This window comes from Streptomyces sp. CA-142005 (genome assembly GCF_050942335.1).
In the GTDB taxonomy this organism is placed as follows: Bacteria; Actinomycetota; Actinomycetes; order Streptomycetales; family Streptomycetaceae; genus Streptomyces.
Genome location: NZ_CP192078.1, coordinates 8,025,234 through 8,050,167, shown reverse-complemented (window position 1 = coordinate 8,050,167; position 24,934 = coordinate 8,025,234). Strand labels below are relative to the sequence as shown.

General features: G+C 71.3%; 21 protein-coding genes. 11 read left to right on the top strand and 10 right to left on the bottom strand.

Going from position 1 to position 24,934, the window contains the following annotated elements; genetic code table 11:
* Nucleotides 1-63: 63 nt before the first annotated feature.
* Together sucD and sucC are read right to left on the bottom strand one after the other, a co-directional pair.
* Nucleotides 64-945: a succinate--CoA ligase subunit alpha gene (gene sucD / locus ACQPXS_RS37490; protein WP_433453899.1), complete on the bottom strand. Its 882-nt coding sequence runs from the start codon at nucleotides 943-945 to the stop codon at nucleotides 64-66.
* Between the two features lie 11 nt (nucleotides 946-956).
* Nucleotides 957-2,087, bottom strand: a complete 1,131-nt coding sequence (sucC, locus tag ACQPXS_RS37485; protein WP_433453898.1) for an ADP-forming succinate--CoA ligase subunit beta — start codon at nucleotides 2,085-2,087, stop codon at nucleotides 957-959.
* Nucleotides 2,088-2,321: 234 nt separating this feature from the next.
* On the opposite strand from sucC, the gene ACQPXS_RS37480 reads away from it, so the two are divergent.
* From ACQPXS_RS37480 to ACQPXS_RS37460, 5 genes are all read left to right on the top strand, one after another.
* Nucleotides 2,322-4,004, top strand: a complete 1,683-nt coding sequence (locus ACQPXS_RS37480) for a thiamine pyrophosphate-binding protein (protein ID WP_390682780.1) — start codon at nucleotides 2,322-2,324, stop codon at nucleotides 4,002-4,004.
* A gap of 11 nt (nucleotides 4,005-4,015) precedes the next feature.
* Nucleotides 4,016-5,248, top strand: a complete 1,233-nt coding sequence (frc, locus tag ACQPXS_RS37475; protein ID WP_433456144.1) for a formyl-CoA transferase — start codon at nucleotides 4,016-4,018, stop codon at nucleotides 5,246-5,248.
* 4 nt (nucleotides 5,249-5,252) lie between these two features.
* Nucleotides 5,253-7,397, top strand: a complete 2,145-nt coding sequence (locus tag ACQPXS_RS37470; RefSeq protein WP_433453897.1) for an acetate--CoA ligase family protein — start codon at nucleotides 5,253-5,255, stop codon at nucleotides 7,395-7,397.
* 124 nt (nucleotides 7,398-7,521) lie between these two features.
* Nucleotides 7,522-8,886 (top strand): MFS transporter, encoded by a 1,365-nt coding sequence (locus ACQPXS_RS37465; protein WP_433453896.1) that lies wholly within the window; start codon nucleotides 7,522-7,524, stop codon nucleotides 8,884-8,886.
* 1 nt (nucleotide 8,887) lies between these two features.
* Nucleotides 8,888-10,297, top strand: coding sequence for an OFA family MFS transporter (locus ACQPXS_RS37460; RefSeq protein WP_433453895.1), 1,410 nt, complete (start codon nucleotides 8,888-8,890; stop codon nucleotides 10,295-10,297).
* A 69-nt stretch (nucleotides 10,298-10,366) separates the two neighbouring features.
* Here ACQPXS_RS37460 and tnpB read toward each other — a convergent pair whose 3' ends face one another.
* Both tnpB and ACQPXS_RS37450 read right to left on the bottom strand, forming a co-directional pair.
* Nucleotides 10,367-11,872 carry an IS607 family element RNA-guided endonuclease TnpB gene (tnpB, locus tag ACQPXS_RS37455; protein WP_433453894.1) on the bottom strand — a complete coding sequence of 502 codons (1,506 nt, stop codon included), beginning with the start codon at nucleotides 11,870-11,872 and terminating at the stop codon, nucleotides 10,367-10,369.
* Complete coding sequence (locus tag ACQPXS_RS37450) at nucleotides 11,869-12,444, bottom strand: IS607 family transposase (protein ID WP_433453893.1); 576 nt, start codon at nucleotides 12,442-12,444, stop codon at nucleotides 11,869-11,871. Before ACQPXS_RS37450 ends, tnpB begins: the two co-directional genes overlap by 4 nt.
* Nucleotides 12,445-12,547: 103 nt before the next feature.
* On the opposite strand from ACQPXS_RS37450, the gene ACQPXS_RS37445 reads away from it, so the two are divergent.
* The gene (locus tag ACQPXS_RS37445; RefSeq protein WP_433453892.1) at nucleotides 12,548-13,753 is read left to right on the top strand and encodes a low temperature requirement protein A; all 1,206 of its coding nucleotides are present in this window, start codon (nucleotides 12,548-12,550) and stop codon (nucleotides 13,751-13,753) included.
* Here the strand turns inward: ACQPXS_RS37445 and ACQPXS_RS37440 are convergent, their stop codons facing one another.
* The 4 genes from ACQPXS_RS37440 to ACQPXS_RS37425 form a co-directional block, all read right to left on the bottom strand.
* Nucleotides 13,754-14,431: a GntR family transcriptional regulator gene (locus ACQPXS_RS37440; protein ID WP_433456143.1), complete on the bottom strand. Its 678-nt coding sequence runs from the start codon at nucleotides 14,429-14,431 to the stop codon at nucleotides 13,754-13,756. It lies immediately after the preceding gene.
* A gap of 122 nt (nucleotides 14,432-14,553) precedes the next feature.
* The gene (locus ACQPXS_RS37435; RefSeq protein WP_356311954.1) at nucleotides 14,554-15,501 is read right to left on the bottom strand and encodes a beta-ketoacyl-ACP synthase III; all 948 of its coding nucleotides are present in this window, start codon (nucleotides 15,499-15,501) and stop codon (nucleotides 14,554-14,556) included.
* A gap of 138 nt (nucleotides 15,502-15,639) precedes the next feature.
* On the bottom strand, nucleotides 15,640-15,768 hold the full coding sequence (locus ACQPXS_RS37430; protein WP_351803529.1) for an MFS transporter small subunit: 129 nt from the start codon (nucleotides 15,766-15,768) through the stop codon (nucleotides 15,640-15,642).
* Complete coding sequence (locus ACQPXS_RS37425; RefSeq protein ID WP_433453891.1) at nucleotides 15,743-17,080, bottom strand: OFA family MFS transporter; 1,338 nt, start codon at nucleotides 17,078-17,080, stop codon at nucleotides 15,743-15,745. Before ACQPXS_RS37425 ends, ACQPXS_RS37430 begins: the two co-directional genes overlap by 26 nt.
* A gap of 227 nt (nucleotides 17,081-17,307) precedes the next feature.
* On the opposite strand from ACQPXS_RS37425, the gene ACQPXS_RS37420 reads away from it, so the two are divergent.
* The 5 genes from ACQPXS_RS37420 to fdhD are packed head-to-tail and all read left to right on the top strand — an operon-like array spanning nucleotide 17,308 to nucleotide 23,730.
* Nucleotides 17,308-18,279, top strand: a complete 972-nt coding sequence (locus tag ACQPXS_RS37420) for a 2-dehydropantoate 2-reductase (protein WP_433453890.1) — start codon at nucleotides 17,308-17,310, stop codon at nucleotides 18,277-18,279.
* Nucleotides 18,276-20,195, top strand: a complete 1,920-nt coding sequence (locus ACQPXS_RS37415) for a molybdopterin oxidoreductase family protein (protein WP_433453889.1) — start codon at nucleotides 18,276-18,278, stop codon at nucleotides 20,193-20,195. Before ACQPXS_RS37420 ends, ACQPXS_RS37415 begins: the two co-directional genes overlap by 4 nt.
* A gap of 4 nt (nucleotides 20,196-20,199) precedes the next feature.
* Nucleotides 20,200-22,017 carry an NADH-ubiquinone oxidoreductase-F iron-sulfur binding region domain-containing protein gene (locus ACQPXS_RS37410; RefSeq protein WP_433453888.1) on the top strand — a complete coding sequence of 606 codons (1,818 nt, stop codon included), beginning with the start codon at nucleotides 20,200-20,202 and terminating at the stop codon, nucleotides 22,015-22,017.
* Entirely contained in the window at nucleotides 22,014-22,874 is an 861-nt protein-coding gene (locus ACQPXS_RS37405; protein WP_356311948.1) for a 2Fe-2S iron-sulfur cluster-binding protein, read from the top strand. Before ACQPXS_RS37410 ends, ACQPXS_RS37405 begins: the two co-directional genes overlap by 4 nt.
* A 7-nt stretch (nucleotides 22,875-22,881) precedes the next feature.
* On the top strand, nucleotides 22,882-23,730 hold the full coding sequence (gene fdhD / locus ACQPXS_RS37400) for a formate dehydrogenase accessory sulfurtransferase FdhD (RefSeq protein ID WP_390682790.1): 849 nt from the start codon (nucleotides 22,882-22,884) through the stop codon (nucleotides 23,728-23,730).
* Between the two features lie 184 nt (nucleotides 23,731-23,914).
* On the opposite strand, the gene ACQPXS_RS37395 is transcribed toward fdhD, so the two are convergent.
* Together ACQPXS_RS37395 and ACQPXS_RS37390 are read right to left on the bottom strand one after the other, a co-directional pair.
* Nucleotides 23,915-24,442, bottom strand: coding sequence for an isochorismatase family protein (locus tag ACQPXS_RS37395; RefSeq protein WP_433453887.1), 528 nt, complete (start codon nucleotides 24,440-24,442; stop codon nucleotides 23,915-23,917).
* A 19-nt stretch (nucleotides 24,443-24,461) separates the two neighbouring features.
* On the bottom strand, nucleotides 24,462-24,899 hold the full coding sequence (locus tag ACQPXS_RS37390; protein WP_433453886.1) for a MarR family winged helix-turn-helix transcriptional regulator: 438 nt from the start codon (nucleotides 24,897-24,899) through the stop codon (nucleotides 24,462-24,464).
* Between the last annotated feature and the right edge of the window lie 35 nt (nucleotides 24,900-24,934).

The window sequence follows — 24,934 nt, the reverse complement described above, 5'->3', positions numbered from 1 at the left end:
GGGGTGGCTCCAGGTGGGGTGGGGGGTTGAGGTTGGCCGGGGAGGGAGTGGGGGCCGGGCAGGTCAGCCCGCGCGGAGGGTTTCCAGCACCAGGCGGGCCGTCTCCGTCGGGGTGCGGCCGACTCGGACTCCGGCCGCCTCCAGGGCCTCCTGCTTGGCGCGGGCGGTGCCGGCGGAGCCGGAGACGATCGCGCCGGCGTGGCCCATGGTCCGGCCCTCGGGCGCGGTGAACCCCGCGATGTAGCCGACGACGGGCTTGGTGACGTGCTCGCGGATGTAGGCGGCGGCGCGTTCCTCGGCGTCGCCGCCGATCTCCCCGATGAGGACGACGAGTTCGGTGTCGGGGTCGTCCTGGAAGGCGGCCAGGCAGTCGATGTGGCTGGTGCCGACGACCGGGTCGCCGCCGATGCCGACGCAGGTGGAGAAGCCGATGTCGCGGAGCTCGTACATGAGCTGGTACGTGAGCGTGCCCGACTTGGAGACCAGGCCGATGGGGCCCGGCTTGGTGATGTCGGCGGGGATGATGCCGGCGTTGGACTGGCCGGGGGTGATCAGGCCGGGGCAGTTGGGGCCGACGATCCGGGTACCGGTGCGCCGAGCGTGGGCGGTGAAGGCGACCGTGTCGTGGACCGGGATGCCCTCGGTGATGACGACGGCGAGCGGGATGCGGGCGTCGGCGGCCTCGATGACGGCGGCCTTGGCGAAGGCGGGCGGCACGAAGACGACGGTGACGTCGGCGCCGGTCGACCGCATACCGTCGGCGACCGACCCGAAGACCGGGACGGCCTGCCCGTCGAAGTCGACGGTCTGCCCGGCCTTGCGCGGGTTGACCCCGCCGACGACGTTCGTGCCGGCCGCGAGCATGCGCCGGGTGTGCCGCATGCCCTGGCCCCCGGTCATGCCCTGGACGAGGACCTTGCTCTCCTTGGTGAGGTGGATGGCCATGTCCCGGCTCCTCAGGCGGTGTGGGCGAGTTCGGCGGCCCGGCGGGCGGCGCCGTCCATGGTGGTGGCCTGTTCGACGAGCGGATGGGCGCGCTCGCCGAGGATCGCGCGTCCGCGTGCGGCGTTGTTGCCGTCGAGGCGGACGACGAGCGGCTTGGTCAGCCGGACGGTGTCGACGGCCGCCACGATTCCCTCGGCGACCGCGTCGCAGGCGGTGATCCCGCCGAAGACGTTGACGAAGACGGACTTCACGGCCGGGTCGGAGAGGATCACCGACAGGCCGTCGGCCATCACCTGGGCGGAGGCCCCGCCGCCGATGTCGAGGAAGTTGGCGGGGCGGGCGCCGCAGCCGGCGACCACGTCCAGGGTGGACATGACCAGGCCCGCGCCGTTGCCGATGACCCCGACCTCCCCGTCGAGCCTGACGTAGGTGAGGCCGCGTTCGGCGGCGGCCGCCTCCAGCGGGTCCTGGTGCTCCTCGTGCCGCTCGCCCCAACGGGCCTGACGGAAGCGGGCGTTGTCGTCCAGGGTGACCTTGCCGTCGAGGGCGAGGATCGGTCCCTGGGCGGTGCGTACCAGCGGGTTGACCTCGACCAGCAGGGCGTCCTCGCGGATCAGCACCTGCCACAGCCGCACGAGGACGTCGACGGTCTGCGGGGGCAGCCCGGCCGCGCGCGCGAGCTCCCCTGCCTTGGCGGACGTGACGCCCTCCGCCGGGTCGACGGGGATCCGTGCCACCGCCTCCGGCCGGGTGGCCGCGACCTCCTCGATCTCCATGCCGCCCTGGGCGGAGGCGATGGCGAGGAAGCCGCCGGCGGTGCGGTCGAGGACGTAGGAGGCATAGAACTCCTCGGCGATGTCGACGGGTTCGGCCAGCATCACCGTGCCGACCCGGTGGCCCTTGATGTCCATGCCGAGGATCTGGCGTGCGGTCAGCTCCGCCGCGGCGGGGTCGGCGGCGAACTTGACTCCGCCCGCCTTGCCGCGCCCGCCGGTCTTCACCTGCGCCTTGACCACGGCCCGGCCGCCGAGCCGGCGGGCGATCTCGCGGGCCTGTTTGGACGAGTCGGTGACCTCGGCCCGCGGCACGGGAATGCCGTGTTCCTGGAAGAGCTGCCGTGCCTGGTGTTCGTAGAGGTCCATGTGCGGCTCCTGTCTGCGAGGCCGTCGCGAGTCCGCCCGGCACTGACCGAAAGAGGCCGGACTCCGATGACCGAAAAGTGTGTTCGCCCCCTGGACACCACCCACGGGATGCGGGATAACAAGCTTCATACAGTATTCGTCGACTGTATGCAATCTACTGCATACAGCTCGCCGGCTGTCCGTATGCAGTGCACGCGAGCCGCTCAACCCCTACGAAAGGGACAGGACTTCGCCATGCCCGACGACACCCAGGACGTGATCTCCGGTGGTCATCTCGTTGCCAAGGCGCTGAAGGCCGAGGGGGTCGACCGCATCTACACCTTGTGCGGCGGCCACATCATCGACATCTACGACGGCTGCGTCGACGAGGGCATAGAAGTCGTCGACGTACGCCATGAGCAGGTCGCCGCGCACGCCGCCGACGGCTACGCCCGGATCACCGGCAGGCCCGGCTGCGCGGTGGTCACCGCGGGCCCCGGCACGACCGACGCCGTCACCGGGGTCGCCAACGCCTTCCGCGCGGAGTCCCCGATGCTGCTGATCGGCGGCCAGGGCGCGCTCACCCAGCACAAGATGGGGTCCCTGCAGGACCTGCCGCACGTCGACATGATGACGCCGATCACCAAGTTCGCGGCGACCGTGCCGGACACCGCCCGCGCCGCCGACATGGTGTCGATGGCGTTCCGCGAGTGCTACCACGGCGCGCCCGGCCCGTCCTTCCTGGAGATCCCCCGCGATGTCCTGGACGCGAAGGTGCCGGCCGACAGGGCGCGGGTGCCGAAGGCCGGCGCCTACCGTGCCTCCACCCGCTCGGCCGGCGATCCCGAGGCGATCGAGAGGCTCGCCGACCTGCTCGTGCACGCCGAGAAACCGGCGATCCTGCTGGGCAGCCAGGTGTGGACGACCCGCGGCACCGAGGCGGCCATCGAGCTGGTGCGCACCCTCGACATCCCGGCGTACATGAACGGCGCCGGCCGCGGCACCCTCCCGCCCGGAGACCCGCACCACTTCCAGCTCTCGCGGCGCTACGCCTTCTCGAACGCCGACGTCATCGTGATCGTCGGCACGCCGTTCGACTTCCGCATGGGCTACGGCAAGCGCCTCTCCCCCGACGCGACGGTCGTCCAGATCGACCTGGACTACCGGACCGTGGGCAAGAACCGCGACATCGACCTCGGCATCGTCGGAGACGCGGGACTGGTCCTGAAGTCCGTCGCCGAGGCGGCCTCCGGACGCCTCAACGGGGGCGCGGCCAAGCGCAAGGAATGGCTGGACGAGCTGCGCGCGGCCGAGCAGACGGCGATCGAGAAGCGGTTGCCGCAGCTGAGGTCGCAGGCGTCGCCCATCCACCCCTACCGTCTCGTCAGCGAGATCAACGACTTCCTCACCGAGGACTCGATCTACATCGGCGACGGCGGCGACATCGTCACCTTCTCCGGGCAGGTCGTCCAGCCCAAGTCGCCCGGCCACTGGATGGACCCGGGCCCGCTCGGCACGCTCGGCGTCGGCGTCCCCTTCGTGCTCGCCGCCAAGCAGGCACGCCCGGACAAGGAGGTCGTCGCCCTCTTCGGGGACGGCGCCTTCTCCCTCACCGGCTGGGACTTCGAGACCCTGGTCCGCTACGACCTGCCGTTCGTCGGCATCGTCGGCAACAACTCCTCGATGAACCAGATCCGTTACGGCCAGGCCGCCAAGTACGGCAAGGAGCGGGAGCGGATCGGCAACACCCTCGGCGACGTCGCCTACGACAAGTTCGCGCAGATGCTGGGCGGTTACGGCGAGGAGGTCCGCGACCCCGCCGACATCGGCCCCGCGCTGCGCCGGGCCCGCGAGTCGGGCAAGCCGTCGCTGATCAACGTCTGGGTCGACCCGGACGCGTACGCCCCCGGAACCATGAACCAGACCATGTACAAGTGAGGGGACCCAAGGTGACCACCAAGGCACTCGACGGCATCCGCGTCCTGGACATGACCCACGTCCAGTCCGGGCCCTCCGCCACCCAGCTGCTGGCCTGGCTCGGCGCCGACGTCATCAAGCTGGAGGCGCCGAGCGGCGACATCACCCGCAAGCAACTGCGGGACCTGCCCGACGTCGACTCCCTCTACTTCACGATGCTCAACTGCAACAAGCGCAGCATCACCCTGAACACCAAGACCGAACGCGGCAAGGAGATCCTCACCGAGCTGATCCGGCGCTCGGACGTCATGGTCGAGAACTTCGGCCCGGGCGCGATCGACCGGATGGGGTTCACCTGGGACCGCATCAAGGAGATCAACCCCCGGATCGTCTACGCCTCCATCAAGGGGTTCGGCGAGGGGCCGTACACCGACTACAAGGCGTACGAGGTCGTCGCGCAGGCCATGGGCGGGTCGATGTCGACCACCGGTTTCGAGGACGGGCCGCCGCTGGCGACGGGAGCGCAGATCGGTGACTCGGGCACCGGAGTGCATACAGTAGCCGGGATACTGGCGGCACTCTTCCAGCGCGAGCGCACCGGACGCGGCCAGCGCGTCAACGTCGCCATGCAGCACGCCGTGCTCAATCTGTGCCGGGTGAAGCTGCGCGACCAGCAGCGCCTGGCGCACGGGCCGCTCGCCGAGTACCCGAACGAGGACTTCGGCGACGAGGTGCCCCGTTCCGGCAACGCCTCCGGCGGCGGCCAGCCCGGCTGGGCGGTCAAGTGCGCGCCGGGCGGCCCGAACGACTACGTGTACGTCATCGTCCAGCCGGTCGGCTGGAAGCCGATCAGCGAACTCATCGGCCGGCCGGAACTCGCCGACGACCCCGAGTGGGCGACCCCCGAGGCCCGGCTGCCGAAGCTGAACAAGATGTTCCAGCTGATCGAGGAGTGGTCGTCCACCCTCCCCAAGTGGGAGGTGCTGGAGAAGCTGAACGCGCACAACATCCCCTGCGGGCCGATCCTCTCCACCAAGGAGATCATCGAGGACCCGTCGCTGGCCGCCAACGAGATGGTGGTGCGCGTCCCGCACCCCGAGCGCGGCGAGTTCGTCACCGTCGGCAGCCCGCTCAAGCTCTCCGACTCCCCCGTCGAGGTGAGCAGTTCACCGCTGCTCGGCGAGCACAACGAAGAGGTCTACGTCGGCGAACTCGGCCTCGGTGACGAGGAGTTGCGCCTGCTGAAGTCGAACGGAGTGATCTGACGTGATGGCAGAGGACCGGGAGCTGCGGGTGCGCGCGCTCCTCGACTCGGTGCGCGCCGAGGGCCGTACGGCACTCACCGCGCCCGAGGGCAAGGTGATCGCCGACGCGTACGGGATCGCCGTACCGGGCGAGGAGCTGGCGACGGACGTGGACGAGGCGGTGGCCGCGGCGGCACGCTTCGGCGGGCCGGTGGTCATGAAGATCGTCTCGCCGGACATCCTGCACAAGACCGACGCCGGCGGCGTCGTGGTCGGCGTGGAGGGCGCGGCGGACGTACGGGCCGCGTTCTGCCGGATCGTCGAGAACGCCCGCGCCTACGACGCCGCGGCCCGGATCGAGGGCGTGCAGGTGCAGGAGCTGCTGCCCCAGGGGCAGGAGGTCATCGTCGGCGCGGTCACCGACCCGACCTTCGGGAAGGTGGTGGCCTTCGGGCTCGGCGGGGTGCTGGTCGAGGTGCTGAAGGACGTGACGTTCCGGCTGGCGCCGGTCACCGCCGACGAGGCGCTGTCGATGCTGGACTCCATCCGGTCGGCGGAGATCCTGCGCGGGGTGCGCGGGCAGGCCGGCGTCGACCGGTGGGCGGTGGCCGAGCAGATCCGGCGGGTCTCCCACCTGGTCGCGGACTTCCCGGAGATCGCCGAGGTGGACCTCAACCCGGTGATCGCGACACCCGACGGCGCGATGGCCGCCGACATCCGGGTGATCCTCGCCGAGAAGCAGCCGGCGGCGAGGAAGACGTACACACGCGACGAGATCCTCACGTCCATGCGCCGGCTGATGCAGCCGTCCTCCGTCGCCGTCATCGGCGCATCCAACGAGGCGGGCAAGATCGGCAACTCGGTCATGCGCAACCTCGTCGACGGCGGCTTCTCCGGGGAGATCCATCCGGTGAACCCCAAGGCCGATGACATTCTGGGCCGCAAGGCGTACAAGAGTGTCACGGACGTTCCCGGTGAGGTGGATGTGGCCGTCTTCGCCATTCCCGCCAAGTTCGTGGCAGCCGCGCTGGAGGAGGTGGGACGGAAGAAGATCCCCAACGCCGTCCTCATCCCCTCCGGCTTCGCCGAGACCGGCGAGCACGAACTCCAGGCGGAGATCGTGGAGATCGCCGAGCGGCACGGGGTCCGTCTGCTCGGCCCGAACATCTACGGCTACTACTCCACCTGGCAGGACCTGTGCGCCACGTTCTGCACGCCGTACGACGTCAAGGGCGGGGTGGCGCTGACCTCGCAGTCCGGCGGCATCGGCATGGCCATCCTCGGCTTCGCCCGCACCACGAAGACGGGCGTGTCGGCGATCGTCGGCCTCGGCAACAAGTCGGACCTGGACGAGGACGACCTGCTGACCTGGTTCGGTGAGGACCCGCACACCGAGTGCATCGCCATGCACCTCGAAGACCTCAAGGACGGCCGGGCGTTCGTGGGGGCGGCGCGGGCCACGGTGCCGAAGAAGCCGGTGGTGGTGCTGAAGGCGGGCCGTACGGCGGCGGGCGCGAAGGCGGCCGGCTCGCACACGGGCGCGCTCGCGGGCGACGACGCGGTGTACGACGACATCCTCAGGCAGGCGGGCGTCATCCGGGCGCCCGGCCTGAACGACATGCTGGAGTACGCCCGCGCCCTGCCCGTGCTGCCCGCCCCGAAGGGCGACAACGTCGTGATCATCACCGGCGCGGGCGGCAGCGGCGTGCTGCTGTCGGACGCGGTGACCGACAACGGGCTGTCCCTGATGGAGATCCCGCCCGACCTGGACGAGGCGTTCCGCCGGTTCATCCCGCCGTTCGGCGCGGCCGGCAACCCGGTCGACATCACCGGGGGCGAGCCGCCGTCGACGTACGAGGCGACGATCCGGCTCGGCCTGGAGGATCCGCGGATCCACGCGCTGGTGCTCGGCTACTGGCACACCATCGTCACCCCGCCGATGGTGTTCGCCGAGCTGACGGCGCGCGTGGTCGCCGAGTTCCGCGAGCGCGGGATCGAGAAGCCGGTCGTGGCGTCCCTCGCGGGGGACGTCGAAGTCGAGGAGGCCTGCCAGTACCTGTTCGAGCGGGGCGTCGTGGCCTACCCCTACACGACCGAGAAGCCGGTGGCGGTGCTCGGCGCGAAGTACCGGTGGGCGCGGGCTGCCGGGGTGCTGGGGGGTGGCTCATGAGGTGAGTGACGCGGGGGCCGGCCGGCGGTGCGCGTCGGCCGGCCCCGGGACCCGCGCGCGCACGAAAGGCAATGGACAGGGGGCGCTGGCCAGAACTTTCGACGCAAGGGGTGCAAGCCGCGAGATGGAAACCATCGACCCTCCCGCCTCCGTGCTGTGCAGGCAGGTGAGGGACCGCAGGGGCCGCGTGTACCGGGTCGGCGAGAGCGACGTCGAACTCCTGGGCCGTGGCCGGATCTGGATGGTCGTCCTGCCCTGGGTGGGCATGGCGGGCATCAGTGGCGCCGCGTACGCGTTCGTCGCGGCGCAGGCCGGTCTCCGTGCCGCCCACCAGTGGGGCGGGGACCTGTACTGGCCGGCCGGCCTGTGGGTGCTCGCCCAGGCGGCCGTCGCCGTTCCGGCCGGGCGGCTGCGGGAGAGCGGCCGGCTCCCCGCCCGCGCGGCCATGACGACCGGAGCGCTCGGCACCCTGGCCGGGTACCTGGCGCTCGCCCTCGCCCCCGGACTCGGCCTGGCCCGACTGACCTTCGCGGTGTGCGCCGGGGCCGGGGCCGGACTGGTGCACGCCACATGTCTGACGCTGCCGGGCCGGTGGTGGCCCGAGCGGCGGGGCGGCCCGACGGGGCTGGTGGCGAGCGGGCTCGCCGTCGGGGCCCTACCGTTCCTCCTCCGTCCCGTCGCGGACGCCGACCCACAGGTGCTGCTCGCGGCCGCGGGCGTCGCCGGGTCCCTGGCCACGGCCGGCGCCGGCCGTCTCTTCCGGGACCCACCGCGGAACTGGTGGCCGCCGCGCCCCGATCCGCTCTCCGTGCCGCCGGATCCGCTCGCCCGGCGCGCACGCGACAAGAACCCGCCCGCCGTACGCCACCACACCCTCCAACAGGCGACCAAAAGCCCGGTGTTGTGGCTGATGTGGCTCTGTCTGCTCGGCGCGGCCGGTGTCACCGTGCTCGGCCTCGACCTGCAGGTCCACTACGCCCAACAGCTCGCTATCAACCCGGAGTCGGTGTGGCCGGCGGCCGTGGCGGGCGGCGCGGCGGCGGCCGTGGCCGGGGCGCTGTCGGACCGCTCGGGGCGGCGCACCGCGCTGATCGCGGCCTGTCTGCTGCTGGGCGCCGCACAGTTCGGCGTGCTGATCGCGACCCGCACGGGCAGCGACGTCACTCTCCTCGGCTGCGCGGCGGCCACCGCGGCCGCCGGCGTGACGGCGCTCGCGCTGGTCACCGCCCTGGCCGCGGACCACTTCGGTGAGAACCACCACGCGAGCGTCCACGGACTGCTCACCGGCGCCTGGCTCCTGCCGGTCGCCGCCGGCTGCGGCACGGATGCGGCCGGGTACGCCGCCCGGCACCCGCACGCCGCATCCCTCCTGGCGGGCTGCACCGGGCTCGCCTGCGCCGCACTGGCGCTGTTCCTCAAAGCGCCGGGCAGGCTCAGCGTCCGGCGCATCGTCCCTAATCCCCACCCCCTCGGCGAGGAGATGGCCTGACATGACGGCTGATCCCACAACTCGGAACACGCCGGCCGATCCCGGCGCGGCGAACCGCTCCTACCGCGAAGTCACCGACTCCCGGGGGCGGGTCTACCGCATCGGCGAGACGGACCGCGACATCCTCGGCCACTCGCGCAGGTTCATGGTGTACCTGCCGTGGATATCGATGATGGCCATCAGCGTCTCGGAGTACGCCTACGGCTCCGCCGAGGACACCCTGTCCGAGGCGCACGGCTGGACCCAGTCCAACACCTTCTGGATCCTCAGCATCTGGGTGTTCTTCCAGGCCGGCATCGCCTTCCCGGCGGGCTGGCTGCGCGAGCGGGGCATCCTCACCGCGCGCCGCGCGATGTACGTCGGCGCCGCGATGTGCCTGCTCGGCTTCCTGGCGCTGTCCCACCTCGACAACGTGTTCCTGGCCATCCTCGGTTTCGGTGTCGTCGGCGGCGTCGGCTCCGGGCTGATCTACGCCACCTGCATCAACATGGTCGGCAAGTGGTTCCCGGAGCGGCGCGGCGCGAAGACCGGCTTCGTCAACGGCGGCTTCGCCTACGGCTCGCTGCCGTTCATCTTCATCTTCAACTACGCCTTCGACACCGGCAACTACAACGAGGTGCTGGACCTGATCGGCGTGTACGTGCTGATCGCCGTCGCGGTGTGCGCGTTCTTCTTCAAGGACCCGCCGAAGAACTGGTGGCCGGCCGACATCGACCCGCTGTCGTTCTCGGGGAACACCAAGAGCGCCGCGAGTCTTGCCAAGAACCCGCCCGCGGTACGGCAGTTCACGCCCATGGAGGCCATCCGGACCGGCATGCTGCCGCTGATGTGGATCACCGTGGTGATGACGGCCGGGGTGTCGATCTTCGGGATCTCATTCCAGGTGGACTTCGCCAAGAAGGTCGGCTTCGGGCCGCTGGTCGCGGCCTCGTCGATGGGCGTGATGGCCGTCATCAACGGCGTGGGACGGGCCGCGGTCGGCTGGCTGTCGGACCGGTGGGGCCGCAAGACGACCCTGGTCTTCGTCATCGTGGTGCTCGGTCTCGCCCAGTTCGGCGTCATCTGGGCCGGTGACATCAAGAGCGAGTGGCTGTTCCTGCTCTTCGCCTTCCTCTCCGGCTTCGGCGGCGGCGCCTTCTACCCGATGTTCGCGGCACTGACCCCGGACTACTTCGGCGAGAACTACAACGCCACCAACTACGGCCTGGTGTACAGCGGCAAGCTGATCAGCGGCCTGTTCGGCGGCGGCCTCGGCTCCATGGTGGTCGGCGCCTGGGGCTACAACGGGGCCTACGCGCTGGCCGGCGGGGTGTCGATGGTGGCCGCGGCCATCGCGCTGCTGCTGCGCCAGCCGGGCGGGGACACGGCCGAGAAGGCCGTGCCGGCACCGAGGACGCAGCCGACCGCCTGAGGCCGGCGGCGAGGAGGCGGCCGACGTCCTGGGTGGGCATGCCTTCCGGATGTTCCGTTGCTGAGAGCCTCAGCGGCTCTCAGCATTCCGGGCATTTCGGCCTGGAAGGTCCATCACATCACCAAAGCGTGAGGCTTCGGCTTGAGGACGGTCTCTCGCTTCCTTCCGCCGCTGGTGCGGCGGGGTTGCGCCACCTGCCCGCCCCGTCTCCGTCTTGCGACGGGGGCGGGTGGCGCGGGTCTTACGGTCGGCTCCACGAGGCTTCGACACCGCCTGTGGGGTGTCCCGGTCTCCGGCCACTCCGGTACCGGTGGTACTGGCCGCCGCGAGAGCGACGAGGTTGAGCGCGGCATTGTCGTCCCGGTCGAGGACCAGGCCGCAGACGTCGCATTCGTAGGTCCGGACGTGCAGCGGCAGCTTGGCTTTCACCGCGCCACACCCGGAACATGTCTTGGAGGAGGGATACCAGCGGTCGGCCACGATGACGCGGGTGGCGTGGCGCTGGCGGGTCTTGTAGTCGAGTTGGCGGCGGATCTTCCCGAATCCGGCGTCGGCGATCTGGCGGGCCAGGCGCGGGTTGCGGAGCATGCCGGCGACGTTGAGGTCCTCGACCACGACGGTGCCGTATTCGGCCGCCACGGCGGTGGTGAGCTTGTGCAGGGCGTCCGTGCGGAGATTCGCGACGCGGTGCTGCACCTTACCCAGGGCAGTGTTGGCTTTCTGCCACCGCTTCGACGGCTGGCGACCGGTGCGGCAGCCGGGACCCTGGCGTCGGGACACCGTCCGGGAGGCGCGGCGCAGCAGCTTCAGCGCACCGTCGTAGTGCCGGGGGTTGAGCACGGTGCGGATCTCGCCCGTCGAGTCGGCCATCACCGCAAGGGTCTTCACCCCGAGGTCGATGCCGACCGCCACGTCCGGGCGCATGACGCGTTCGAAATCCCGCTTCACCTCGGCCTGGAACGAGGCGAACCAGCGTCCGCGCTCGTGCCGGACGGTCGCGGACAGGATGCGTGCCGTCCCGTCCTGCACCCGGGCGAGGAGGCTGTCGGTCGCCTCGTGGGTACGGATCGTGCCCAGCCTCGGCAGTGTGACGTGTCGGCCGTCAGCGTCCACACGGATGGTGCCAGTAGTGAACCGGCAGGCAAGACGTGCCTTTCGCTTCGACTTGAACCGCGGCGCACCCATCCGCTTGCCGCGTCGCTTTCCGTTCTTCGACTTCGCGTAGTTGTCGAACGCGGCCGATGCGTGCGCCAGGCCGGTGGAGTACGCCTCCTTGGAATTCTCCTGCCACCATTCGGCAAAGCGCGAGTCAGTCTTTTTGGCCTTGTTGAACGCCTTTCGCAACGACGACAGCGACCACGGCCGCCACTCGGTCAGCTCCGCCTCGGCAATGCCGTACGTCTCCTCAGCCTTGCGCTGCCACCAGGAGGCGGTCACCCAGCCGACAGCCCAGTTGTACGCCGCGCGGGCCGCACCGCAGTGGGAGCGCAGCGCGACCTCCTGGGAAGCGTTCGGATCCAGCGCGAACCGGTACGCCTGCACCACGAACCCGGGCTGCGGCTGGAACCTCTTCATTCGGCGGTCTCCCCGGTCGTCACGGCCACTGCACGGGCGGCCCGGTTCCTCGCCGCCCGCCGCCCGTACAAGCGCGCACGCATCGACCTAAGCACCTCGGTGATGTCCCGCACCAAGTCTTCGAGCCTCTCATCAGGGCCGAGGACGACCAGGCGCCGACCGGACGCCGACACTACGGCGTCGAGGTGCTCGACGCCGAACCGGGCCAGCCGCTCCCTGTGCTCGACCACGATCACAGCGGTAGACGGGTTGGACAGAACCCGGTGCAGTTCGCGCCGACGTCCGTTCAGTGCCGAACCGACCTCCGTCACGACCTCCGCAACCGGCAGGCCGAGACCAGTGGCCCCCTGGACCACGCGGGCCACCTGTCGATCAAGGTCCGCCTTCTGGTCCGCCGACGAGACCCGGCAGTACGCCACGACCCGGCCGGACATCTGCACAGTGGGCTCGTCGACCAGCCACGTACCGGACAGCGTCTGGCGCACCGGGACCGGCATACGGCCCTCTTTCGCCCACGCCCAAGCGGTCTGGTAGTGCACGCCGTTGCGCGCCGCCCACCCGCAAAGCTTCACAAGACCAAGCTAACGGTTGAGAGCGACTGAGGTTCGCTGAAGACCACGTAGCAGTTGTCACCCCTCTACGATCTGCTAACCGATCGCCGGAGGGGGAACACGCATGTACAGCACGCCGTTGGAGGCGGCGGTCGAGGAGACGGGGCGCCGGGTCACCACCCTGGAACTCTTCTTCGACCTGGTCTTCGTCTTCACGCTCACCCAGCTCACCGTGCTGCTCGCGCACGACCTGTCGTTCGCGACGGCCGGCCGGGTGGCGCTGATCCTGGTCGTCCTGTTCTGGATGTACGGCGCCTACGCCTACCTGACCAACCAGGTGCCGCCCGACCGTCCGTCGCGGCGGCTGCTGCTCATGCTCGGCATGGCCGCGTTCCTGGTGTGCGCGCTGGCGATCCCCCGGGTCTTCGACGACACCGGCGTGGTCTTCGGGCTCGGGTTTCTGCTCGTGGTGGTCGTGCACACCGCCCTGTACACCCGCAGCCACGGCTGGGACTCCATCTGGTACGGCGTCACCAACGCGCTGGCCGCCCTCGCGGTGACCGGCGCCGGGCTCGTCGACGGGCTCGCGGCGGACGGGCTGTGGCTGCTGGCGATCGCCCTGCAGTCGGTGACGCCCCTCGTGGCCGAGCACGGGCCCGGCCGCAGGGACGGGCGCGGCGCGGCGGTGCTGCGGGTCCAGCTGGGCGCCCTGGATCCGGCGCACTTCGTGGAGCGGCACGGGCTGCTGCTGATCATCGCCTTCGGCGAGTCCGTGATCTCCATCGGTGTCGGCATCGGCGATCTGCCGCTCACCCCGGGCCTGTTCTGCGGCGCGTTCCTGGCGCTGGCCCTGTCGGTGGCGCTGTGGTGGACGTACTTCGTGCGGGACGAGGAGGAGGCCGAGGCGGCATTCCGGGCGACGCCCGCACCGGCCCGCTGGCGGCTGGCGATGAACGCCTACTACTACGCCTTCCTGCCGATGCTGCTCGGCATCGCCTTCCTCGCGGCCGGCATCAAGAAGACCCTCGGGCATCTGGACCGGCACCCGCAGCCGGGGCCGGCGCTGGCGCTGGCGGGCGGGGTGGCCCTGTTTCTCGTGGGCGACGCGGCCTTCCGTACGGCCCTGCGGCTGCGGCCGGTGCGCTTCCGGGCGGTAGGTGCCGCGCTCGCCCTGGCCACCGCCGCGGCCGGTGTCCGTATGCCGGTCTTCGGCGAACTCCTGCTGCTGGTGGCGGTGTTGGTGGTCATGCTGGCGGTGGAGTCCCGGTCCTGCGCGGCGGACCGGGCGATGGGCCGGCCGGTGGGCGAGACGGTGGACGAGCCGGTGTGATCAGGAGCCGTTGCGCTCGTGGTAGGAGCGGCGGGTGTGTTCGGTGTGGTTGCGCATCAGGAAGGCGGCCCGCTCCTGGTCGCGCTGGGCGATCGCGGTGATCAGTTCCCGGTGCTCGATCCACGACTGGCGTCCGCGCTGCCGGGCCACCGGGGTGTAGTACCAGCGGACCCGGCGGTCCACCTGGGCGGCGAGTTCGGCGAGGACGGCGTTGCCCGCGAGGTCCATGACCTTGGCGTGGAAGGCCGCGTTGAGGGCGACGGCGCGGTCCACTTCGTCGGCGGTGACGGCCTTCTCGCCCTCGGCGCACAGCTCCTCCAGCGCGCCGACTCCGGGGGCGTCGGCGTGCAGGGCGGCGAGCCGGGCCGCTTCCGCCTCCAGGAGGGTGCGGACCGTGAGCAGTTGGTCGGCCTCCTCCTCGGTCGGCTCGTGCACGAACGCGCCCTGGGCGGGCCGCAGATCGACCCAGCCCTCGGTGTTGAGCCGCTGCAGCGCCTCGCGCACCGGCTGCCGGGAGACGCCGAGGTGTCCGGCGAGCTCGCTCTCGACCAGATGCTGGCCGGGCTGCAGCGCGCGGGTGGTGATGAGTTCCAGCAGTGCCTCGTAGACGCGTTCGCGCAGCGGTCCGGGGCGTTCCAGCTTCGGTACCGCCCCCTGCGGCAGTCCGGTCGACAACATCACGGTCCCCCTCCTGGGCAGGTCTGGCGTGTGGACGCTGGACGCTCAGCATCGATTGTCTTTTGTCTACAGTCTACGGTGCACAAAATCCAGACCTGATGGCGCCCACTTCGTCACTCAACTCACGGGCAGCGTACGACCTGCCCGGCGTACGACAGATTGCCGCCGAAGCCGAACAGCAGCACCGGGTCGCCCGCGCTGAGCGCACCCTGTTCGAGCAGCTTGGAGAAGGCGAGCGGGATGCTGGCGGCCGAGGTGTTGCCGGATTCGGTGACATCACGGGCGACGACGGCGTTGACGGCGCCGAGCTTCTCGGCCAGCGGTTCGATGATGCGCAGGTTGGCCTGGTGCAGGACGACCCCCGCGAGGTCCTCGGGGGCGACGCCGGCCCGCTCGCAGGCGCTGCGGGCGACGGCCGGAAGCTGGGTGGTGGCCCAGCGGTAGACGCTCTGCCCCTCCTGCGCGAACCGCGGCGGGGTGCCCTCGATCCGCACGGCGTGCCCCATCTCCGGCACCGATCCCCACAGCACCGGCCCGATCCCCGGCTGCCGGCCCGGCGGGCAGGCCTCGACGACGGCGGCCCCGGCGCCGTCGCCGACCAGGACACAGGTGGTGCGGTCGCTCCAGTCGGTGACGTCGGACATCTTGTCGGCGCCGATGACCAGCGCACGGGCGGCCGCGCCGGCCCGGACGGTGTGGTCCGCCGTGGCCAGCGCGTGGGTGAACCCGGCGCACACCACGTTGACGTCCATCGCGGCCGGCCGCGGGATGCCGAGCCGGGCCGCGACCCGGGCCGCGGTGTTCGGGGAACGGTCGATGGCCGTGGAGGTGGCGACCAGGACCAGGTCGATGTCGCCCGGCGTCAGACCGGCGGCGGCGAGGGCCTTGGCGGCGGCGTGCGCGGCCAGTTCGTCGACCGGCTCGTCGGGTCCGGCGATGTGCCGGGTCCGGATGCCGACCCGGCTGCGGATCCACTCGTCGCTCGTGTCGACCATGCCGGCCAGGTCCTCGTTGGTGAGCACCCGGGCGGGCTGATAGTGACCGATGGCGGCGATGCGCGAGCCGTTCATGGCGGGAGTCCCCTCGTGGCCGTGGGTAGCGGGATCCACCAGTCTGATCAGTGACCCACGGGTACGACGGCAGGTGAAGCCACAGGAATCGGGCGCCCGAGTTGTCGGCTTCCCTCAGACCCTCGGACGCCCGGGCACTCACCCTGTGAACAGTTGCGTCGCCTTCTGCACGAGTTCGTACACCCCGTAGCCGAGGGGTGCTCCCACCCACAGCCAGGCGAGGGCGATCAGGCCCCGCCGGCTAGGCGGGCTGCTGTCGCTGGGCATCTGCGGCCTCCCTCTGGGCGGGGACGTGGTGGTGGCGGGTGTGGACGGGACGGACGAGTTCGTTGGCGACGAAGCCGACGACGAGCAGGCCGATCATGATGCCGAAGGACAGCCCGTACAGCGCCGGGCCGTGCTTCCCGGCGTCCTTCTGCCGGTCGGCGATCCAGTTGACGATCAGCGGCCCGAGGACGCCCGCGGTGGACCAGGCGGTGAGCAGCCGGCCGTGGATGGCGCCGACCTGGTAGGTGCCGAAGAGGTCCTTCAGATAGGCGGGGACCGTCGCGAAGCCGCCGCCGTAGAAGGAGAGGATCACGAGGGCGCACAGGACGAACAGCGGCTTCGCCGAGTCCCCGAACAGCGCGAGGAGCAGGTACATCAGTGCGCCGACGCCGAGGTAGCAGCGGTAGATGTTCTTGCGGCCGATCCGGTCGGAGGCGGACGACCAGCCGATCCGGCCGGCCATGTTGGCCGCCGACAGCAGCGCCACGAAACCGGCGGCGGCGGAGGCCGACACCGGGGTGGAGCTGTCCGCGAAGAAGTCGGTGATCATCGGGGCGGCCTTCTCCAGGATGCCGATGCCGGCGGTCACGTTGGTGCAGAGCACGATCCACAGCAGCCAGAACTGCGGGGTGCGCAGCGCGCTGTTGGCGGACACCTGCACACCGGCGGCGGAGGTCGGTCCGCTCGCGCTCGCGCCGGGCGTGTTTCCGCGGGGCACGCGGACGAGGAGCACGCCGAGCGTCATGAAGAGGGCGTACGCCAGTCCGTGCACCAGGAACGCGAGGGCGATCCCGGAGTGGCCGGTGCCGAAGGAGGAGAGCATCTGCGCCGACCAGGGGGAGGCGATCAGCGCGCCGCCGCCGAAGCCCATGATGGCGATGCCGGTGGCCATGCCGGGCCGGTCGGGGAACCACTTGATCAGGGTGGAGACGGGCGAGATGTAGCCGATGCCGAGGCCGATCCCGCCGACGAAGCCGTAGCCGAGGACGATCAGCCAGTACTGCTGCGTCTGGGCGCCGAGCGCGGAGATGAGGAAGCCGGAGGAGAAGCAGACGAGGGCCACGGTCATGGCCCAGCGGGGCCCGTTGCGCTCCACGAGCGTGCCGCCGAACGCGGCGGACAGGCCGAGCATCACGATCGCGAGCTGGAAGGGCAACGCGCTCTGGGTGCCGTCGAGATGGAGCGCGGATTCGAGCGGCGGCTTGAACACGCTCCAGGCGTAGGCCTGCCCGATGGACAGGTGGACGGAGAGGGCGGCGGGCGGGACGAGCCAGCGGCTCCAGCCCGGGGGTGCGAGAGGGGGGCTGCTCATGGCCGCGGACGCTAGGGCGGGGAGCGGGAGTTGAGAAGTGTGCGGTCGACCGTATGCGGTGAACGGTATCCAGCCTGCGTTCAACGGTCGCCGCGCGAACCCTTGCCGACGGTCATCCCATACTGTAGACAATATTTCGTCGACAGGATTCAGCCGATGAGCGGCTCGCGTCGGTCGGCCCCTTCTCCCACCTCCGCGGTATCCCTCAAACCGAACGGAGTGCTCCCGTGAAAGTGGCAGTTCTCGGCGCCGGTGCGATAGGCGCCTACGTCGGTGCCGCGCTCCACCGCGCCGGCGCCGATGTGCATCTCATCGCCCGTGGACCGCATCTGGCGGCCATGAGGCAGCACGGAGTACGTGTGCTCAGCCCGCGCGGCGACTTCACCGCGCACCCCCACGCCACCGACGATCCCGGCGAGGTCGGCCCGGCGGACTACGTCTTCCTCGGCCTGAAGGCCAACGCGTACGCGGCGTGCGGGCCGCTGATCGCACCGCTGCTGCACGAGCGCACCGCGGTGGTGGCCGCGCAGAACGGCATCCCCTGGTGGTACTTCCACCGGCACGGCGGCCCCTACGACGGCCACCGCCTCGAAAGCGTCGACCCGGACGGCGCGGTCAGCCGCGTCCTCGCCCCCGAGCGGGCCGTCGGCTGTGTCGTCTACGCCGCCACCGAACTCCAAGGGCCCGGCGTCGTACGGCACTTGGAAGGTACCCGGTTCTCCATCGGCGAGCCCGACCGCAGCATCTCCGCGCGCTGTGTGGACTTCGGCGAGGCCATGCGGACCGGCGGCCTGAAGTGCCCGGTGGAGCCCGACCTGCGCGGGGACATCTGGGTCAAGCTGCTCGGGAACATCTCCTTCAACCCGATCAGCGCCCTGGCCCGCGCCACCATGCGGCAGATGTGTCTGCACGGCGGCACCCGCCGGGTCATCGAGACGATGATGCGCGAGACGCTCTCGGTCGCGGAGGCCCTCGGCTGCACGGTCGGCGTCTCCGTCGAGCGCCGGCTCGCGGGCGCGGAGCGCGTCGGCGACCACCGCACCTCCACCCTCCAGGACCTGGAGCGCGGCAAGCCGCTGGAACTGGACGTGCTGCTCGCGGCCGTCGTCGAACTCGCGGAGATCACCGGCGTCGAGGTGCCCACGCTGCGCACCGTGCACGCCATCTCGGACCTGCTCGCGCTGAGGAGCGCCGCATGAGGAAACGGCAATCGAAGACCTACACCCGGCTGACCCACCCGCTGGTCCGGGACAGCCGCGACGAACCGTTCCGGCAAGCGAGCTGGGAGGAGGCGCTGGACCGGGCGGCCCGGGGCCTGGAGCGCAACCGGGACGCGTTCGGGATGTTCTCCTGCGCCCGCGCGACCAACGAGATGAACTACGTGGCGCAGAAGTTCGCTCGGGTCGTGATGGGCACCAACAACGTCGACTCCTGCAACCGGACCTGTCACGCCCCGAGCGTGGCGGGCCTGTCGGCGGTGTTCGGCTCCGGCGGGGGCACGTCGTCGTACGAGGAGATCGAGCACACCGACGTCATCGTGATGTGGGGGTCCAACGCGCGTTTCGCGCACCCGATCTTCTTCCAGCACGTGCTGAAGGGGATCAGGAACGGCGCCCGGATGTATGCGGTCGACCCGCGGCGTACCTCCACCGCCGAGTGGGCGGAGAGCTGGCTCGGGCTGAACGTGGGCACCGACATCCCGATGGCGCACGCGATCGGCCGCGAGATCATCCGGGCCGGGCTTGCCAACGAGGCGTTCATCGAGCGGGCGACCACCGGCTTCGAGGAGTACCGCGCGCTGGTGGAGCCGTGGACGCTGTCGCTGGCCGAGAAGGTGACCGGTGTACCGGCCGCTGCCATAAGGGAGTTGGCGCACGCGTACGCCCGTGCCGAGCGTGCCCAGCTTTGCTGGACGCTCGGCATCACCGAGCACCACAACGGCACCGACAACGTCCGGGCCCTGATCAACCTGTCCCTGCTCACCGGCCACGTCGGCCGCTACGGCTCGGGACTGCAGCCGCTGCGCGGGCAGAACAACGTGCAGGGCGGCGGCGACATGGGCGCGATCCCCAACCGGCTGCCCGGCTTCCAGGACATCCTCGACGCGGACGTCCGGCTGAAGTTCGAGTCGGCGTGGGACACCGTGATCCGGCCGCACTACGGGCTGAACCTGACGGAGATGTTCGAGGCGATGGAGGAGGGGAGCCTGCGGGCCGTGTACTGCATCGGGGAGAACCCGGCGCAGTCGGAGGCCGACAGCGAGCAGGCGGTACGGCGCATGAAACAGCTCGACTTCCTCGTCGTGCAGGACATCTTCCTCACCAGGACGGCCGAGCTGGCGCATGTCGTGCTGCCGGCGACCGCCGGGTGGGCGGAGACCGAGGGCACGACCACCAACAGCGAGCGCCGGGTGCAGCGGGTACGGCGTGCCGTCACCCCGCCCGGGGAGGCCCGCGAGGACATCGACATCATCTGCGAGCTGGCGGCCCGGCTGGGCCACGACTGGAAGTACGCGGACGCGGAGGCGGTCTGGAACGAGCTGCGCTCGGTCTCCCCGGACCACTACGGGATGACGTACCGGCGGCTGGAGGAGCACCGGGGCATCCAGTGGCCCTGCCCCAGCACGGACCGGCTCGAACCGACGTATCTGCACGGCCGGTTGTGGGAGTCCGACCCGGGCACGCGGGGTGTGCCCGCGCCGTTCGGGCTGGTGCAGCACGGTCCGCCGGTGGATCTCACCGACGAGGAGTACCCCATCCGGCTGACCACCGGGCGGCGCCTGGACTCGTACAACACCGGTGTGCAGAGCGGTGGTTTCGCCTCCCCGCTGCGCCGCGGCGAGTACGTCGAGCTGTGCCCGGAGGACGCCGAGCGGTACGGGGTCGTGGTCGGCGAGGAGGTGCAGGTCACCTCGCGGCGCGGGTCGGTGGTGGCGCCGGTGTGGATCGACACCGCGCTGCGGCCCGGGCTGGCCTTCATGACCATGCACTTTCCCGACGAGGTGGACACCAACCAGCTGACGATCGAGGCGAACTGCCCGATCGCGGGGACGGCGGAGTTCAAGGCGTCGGCGATCCGCATCGAGAAGCTGCCCGTCGCGACCATCGTGAGGTGACCTGGTGGATCTGCACTTCGGCGACAGCAAGCCGACGGACGAGGAACGGGCCGCCGTGGACGCCCTGTTGGGCCCGCCGGAGTCCTCCTGGGAGGGCGCCGACCGCAGCGACGCCGACCTGAGGTGGGCGCGCGGCGGCCGGGCGGCCCGGGACCGGCGCGATCTGCTGCTGCCGGGGCTGCACGCGCTCAGCGACCGGGTCGGCTGGATCAGCGAGGGCGGCCTCGGCTATCTGTGCCGCCGGCTGACCGTGCCGCCGGCCGAGGCGTACGGGGTCGCCACCTTCTACGCCATGTTCTCCATGAAACCCCGCCCGGCGACCGTGCTGCACGTGTGCACCGACCTGGCCTGCGCGGCCGCCGGGGCCGACGCGCTGTGCGCCGGTGTGGAGGAACGTCTCGGCGGCGGGGTCGGCGTCGAGCGCAGCCCCTGCCTTGGCCTGTGCGAGCGCGCCCCGGCGGCCCTCGCCGTCAGGGCGGGCGATCCGGTGCGTACGGCGGTGGCGGCACCGGCGACCGTGGACGAGGCCGTACGCGCGGCCGGCGCGCCCGACTCGGCGCCGGAGGAGCCCCCGGCGGTCACGGCGGTGCCCCAGGCCGGCCGGGAGGACCTCGTGCTGTTGCGGCGGGTCGGGGTCGTCGATCCGGCCTCCCTCGACGACTACCGCGCGCACGGCGGCTACACCGCGCTGCGCCGGGCCTTCGCGCTCGGGCCGGCCGGAGTCGTCCGCGAGGTCACCGACTCCGGCCTGGTCGGCCGCGGCGGCGCCGCCTTCCCCACCGGCCGCAAGTGGCAGGCCACGGCGTCCCAGCCGGACCACCCGCACTACCTCGTGTGCAACGCCGACGAATCCGAGCCGGGCACCTTCAAGGACCGCGTGCTGATGGAGGGCGACCCGTACGCGCTGGTCGAGGCGATGACCATCGCGGCGTACGCGACCGGCGCCCACAAGGGTTACCTCTATCTGCGCGGCGAGTACCCGCGCGCCCTGCGCCGCCTGGAGCACGCGATCGGGCAGGCACGCGCGCGTGGCTTCCTCGGGGACGACGTCCTCGGCCAGGGCTACGCCTTCGACATCGAGATCCGGCGGGGCGCGGGGGCGTACATCTGCGGTGAGGAGACGGCCCTGTTCAACTCCATCGAGGGGTACCGGGGCGAGCCGCGCTCCAAGCCGCCCTTCCCGGTGGAGAAGGGGCTGTTCGGCAAGCCGACGGTCGAGAACAACGTCGAGACACTGGTCAACGTCCTGCCGATCCTCTCCATGGGCGCCCCGGCGTACGCGGCGATCGGCACCGAGAGGTCGACCGGGCCGAAGCTGTACTGCGTCTCCGGGAGCGTGGCGCGGCCCGGCGTCTACGAGCTCCCCTTCGGCGCCACGCTCGGCGAGCTGCTCGAACTGGCCGGCGTCCGGGAGGGGTTGCGGGCGGTGCTGCTCGGCGGCGCCGCGGGCGGGTTCGTCCGGCCCGACGAGCTGGACATCCCGCTGACCTTCGAGGGCACCCGTCAGGCGGGCACCACGCTCGGCTCGGGCGTGGTGATGGCCTTCGACGACAGCGTGCCGCTGCCCCGGCTGCTGCTCAGGATCGCCGAGTTCTTCCGGGAGGAGTCCTGCGGGCAGTGCGTGCCGTGCCGGGTCGGGACCGTCCGGCAGGAGGAGGCGCTGCGCCGGATCGCCGAGCGGACCGGGGCCGCGGCCGCCGACGACATCGCCCTGCTGCGGGAGGTCGGCCGGGCGATGCGGGACGCCTCGATCTGCGGTCTGGGGCAGACCGCCTGGAACGCCGTGGAATCCGCCATCGACCGTCTGGGGGCGTACGCATGACCGTCACACCGCTGGGGATCCCGCGCCGGCTGCTGGAGTGCACCGTCGACGGCGAGCCCGCGCGGGTCCCGGAGGGCTCGACCGTCCTGGACGCCTGCCGGGCCGCGGGGAAGGACATCCCGACGCTGTGCCAGGGCGACACGCTGCGGCCGAAGAACGCCTGCCGGGTGTGCGTGGTGGAGGTCGAGGGCTCGCGCACGCTGGTGCCGGCCTGCTCGCGCACCGCGGAGCCCGGCATGGAGGTCCGTACCGACACCGAGCGCGCCCGGCACAGCCGGAAGATCGTCCTGGAGCTGCTCGCCTCCTCGGTCGACTTGTCGACCACACCGAAGGCGGCCGAGTGGATCAAGGAGTACGAGGCGAAGCCGGACCGTTTCGGCCCCGACGCGGCCCGGGTGAACGAGCAGCCCAGGATCGACAACGAGCTGTACGTACGCGACTACGGCAAGTGCATTCTGTGCTACAAGTGCGTCGACGCCTGTGGCGACCAGTGGCAGAACTCCTTCGCGATCTCCGTCGCCGGGCGCGGTTTCGACGCCCGGATCGCCGTGGAGCACGACGCTCCGCTCACCGACTCGGCGTGCGTGTACTGCGGGAACTGCGTGGAGGTGTGCCCGACGGGGGCGCTCGCGCCGAAGACGGAGTTCGACATGCGGGCGGCGGGCACCTGGGACGAGTCCCGGCAGACGCGGACGTCCACGGTGTGCGCCTACTGCGGAGTGGGCTGCACGCTCACGCTCCATGTGCAGGACAATGAGATCGTGAAGGTCACCTCGCCGCACGACAACCCGGTGACCCACGGCAATCTCTGCATCAAGGGCCGTTTCGGCTACCAGCACGTACAGAACCGGGGCTGATCAGGACATGGGACGAGTCACGGAACGACGCAAGGTCCTCCGCATCCGGGACGGGGCGCTCTCCACCCGGCCGGACACACTCGTCGCCGAGGAACCCCTGGAGATCCGCCTGAACGGCAAGCCGCTCGCGATCACCATGCGCACACCGGGCGACGACTTCGCGCTGGCGGCCGGCTTCCTCGTCAGCGAGGGTGTGCTGGCGACCGCGGACGATCTGCAGAACATCGTCTACTGCGCGGGCGCGACGGCGGACGGCTCGAACACCTACAACGTGGTCGACGTGAAGACCGCGCCCGGCGTCGCCCTGCCGGAGTTCACCCTGGAGCGGAACGTCTACACGTCCTCCTCGTGCGGCCTGTGCGGCAAGGCCAGCCTGGACGCCGTACGCACGACGGCCCGCTTCCCGATCGCCGACACTCCCCCGGTCCGGGTCGCCCCGGAACTGCTGGCGAGCCTCCCCGACCGGCTGCGAGCGGCCCAGCGGGTGTTCGACCGGACCGGGGGCCTGCACGCGGCGGCGCTCTTCACCGAGGACGGCGAGCTGCTGGACGTACGGGAGGACGTGGGCCGGCACAACGCGGTCGACAAACTGGTCGGGCGGGCGCTGCAGAACGGCGACCTGCCGCTGTCGCGGGCGATCCTCCTGGTCTCCGGGCGGGCCTCGTTCGAGCTGGCGCAGAAGGCCGTGATGGCGGGCATCCCGGTGCTGGCGGCCGTGTCGGCGCCGTCGTCGCTGGCGGTGGACCTGGCAGCGGAGACGGGCCTGACGCTGGTGGGTTTCCTGCGGGGCAGCTCCATGAACGTGTACGCGGGCGAGGACCGCATCGCCCTGCGGGAGGCGGCCGCCCAGGGCTGAGGTACCTCCCCCGCGGCACGGCGGCGGGGGCCCGGCCGGCGGGGAGCGCCCCCTGCGCCGCCGGGCCCCGCCTCGGCCGAGCGGCTGCGCCATCCCGGCGAACGCCGTGATCAGCGGTGAGCGGCGTCCCGCCGCCCGGGCCGGCGGGGCCTGGTCCGGTTCCGCGTCGGTCACCGGCACACGGTCAGGCGGGGCCGAGGCGTACGCCGGCGGCGGTCACCACCGTGCCGAGCCGGGGGAAGTCGAGCCGTACGGACGCCTCGTGCTCGGCGGCGGTGAACGCGGCCATGGCGTCCTCGACGAAGACCAGCTCGTAGCCGAGGTCGGCGGCGGCGCGGGCGGTGGACTCCACGCCGAGGTTGGTGGCGATGCCCCCGAACACCAGGGTGGTGACGCCGCGTTCGCGCAGCCGTTCGTCCAGGCCGGTGCCCTGGAAGGCGCCGATGGTCCGCTTGACCACCTCCAGGTCGCCGCTTCGGGCGAGGCCGGGCACGAGTGAGCTGCCGGGCGGCTGTTCGGCGACCGAGGGGCGTTCGACCCGGACGAGGACGACGGGTGCCCCGGCGGAGCGGAAGGCGTGTGCCAACTCCTCGGCGGTGCTCAGTACTTCGGTGCCTTTGCGGGGTTCCAGGGGCAGCGCGACGATGCGTTCCATCAGGTCGACGAGGACCAGTGCGGTGCGCTGCGGATCGAGGACGGGGGCTGCGGTCATGACGGAACGTTAGCCGCCGTCAGCCGTCCGTGCCGGAAATCCGGATCAACAGGCCCGTGAACTGATCGCGTTCGGCGGCCGACAGCGGGGCGAGCAGCTCGTCGTTGGCCTCGCGGGCCGCCTTCTCGCAGCGCACGAGGAGGCGGGCGCCGTCGCCGGTGAGGGACACGGCGTTCTTGCGCCGGTCCCTGGGGTCGGGGGCGCGCACGACATGGCCGGCGGACTGCAGGTCGTTGAGCACGCCGACCAGGTCCTTGGGGTCCAGGCCCACGCTGCGGCCCAGGTCGGCCTGGGCGACGGGCTGGAGGTCGCGCACGGCGGAGAGGACCACGTGGTGCCACATCTTCTGCCCCTCGGCCGCGAGGGCGTCGGCGACCAGGGAACGGCCCCGGGCGGCGGCGCGGCCGAGGAGCCAGCTGGGCAGGGAGCGGATCGCGGGCAGGGGTGCTTCGGCCATGCGGGCAGCCTAGCCGAGAAAACGTTGGGATTCCC